This is a genomic window from Paracraurococcus ruber, assembly GCF_004353985.1.
Lineage (GTDB): Bacteria > Pseudomonadota > Alphaproteobacteria > Acetobacterales > Acetobacteraceae > Paracraurococcus > Paracraurococcus ruber.
This window is the reverse complement of record NZ_SMOA01000652.1, coordinates 1-701: the sequence shown is the minus strand read 5'-3', so window position 1 is coordinate 701 and position 701 is coordinate 1. Positions and strand designations below refer to the sequence as shown.

Genomic DNA, 701 nt, shown 5'->3' with positions numbered 1-701 from the left:
CCCTTGCGGCCTCGGAAGAGATAGACAGCGCCATCGAATGGATTGGCGCCGAGCGACTGCTGCACCAACGCGGACAGCCGGTCCATCCCGGACCGCATGTCGGTCACACCGCAGGCCAGGTAGACCCGCGTGCCGGGCGGCGGGCCGATCATCGCGCCCGCACCGCCGACAGCACGCGCCGCAGCGCTGCCTCGTCCACGTGCCGCCCAATCCGCACCGTCGCGCCGCAGGGCAGGGCAACCTCGATCAGGCCTGCATCACCGCCGCCAGCCTCGGCCGGCACCTCGGGTATCGGCGCAGCCAGTGCCGGCTCGGCAGAGGCCGGCACCGGCTCCACAGTGACCTGGGCGAAGGTGGGTGCCGGCACCAGCATTGCGCCGAGCTCGCCTTGCCGAAGCTGCCTCCGCCAAGTGTAGATCAGGCCCGTGCCGACGCCCCAACGCCGAGCCACCTCGGTCACCAGCGCACCAGGCTGCATCGCCTCCAGGACGATCAGGCGTTTCTGCTCGTCCGACCAGATGCGGCGCCGCTCACCGCGGGTCACCACCTCCACCACCTCACTGCGAGTACTCGTACGTGCAGTCGTATGAGTACTCGTGACCTCCGCATCCACCTCCATCCTCGCCTCCGTCAGTCAGAGACCGACGACACGGCACCAAGGCTAAGGCGTTTCGCTAGGTGGGGCGAACACGACGCGTACG

The 701-nt window shown here is 69.2% G+C and carries 2 protein-coding genes; both read right to left on the bottom strand.

The genetic code is table 11. From position 1 onward, the window contains the following. On the bottom strand, window positions 1-152 hold a 152-nt coding region (gene tnpB, locus E2C05_RS35325; RefSeq protein WP_192912575.1), incomplete at its 3' end, for an IS66 family insertion sequence element accessory protein TnpB. After that, window positions 149-556, bottom strand: coding sequence for an IS66-like element accessory protein TnpA (gene tnpA, locus E2C05_RS32300; protein ID WP_205083298.1), 408 nt, complete (start codon window positions 554-556; stop codon window positions 149-151). The genes tnpA and tnpB, both read right to left, overlap by 4 nt. Window positions 557-701 lie beyond the last annotated feature (145 nt).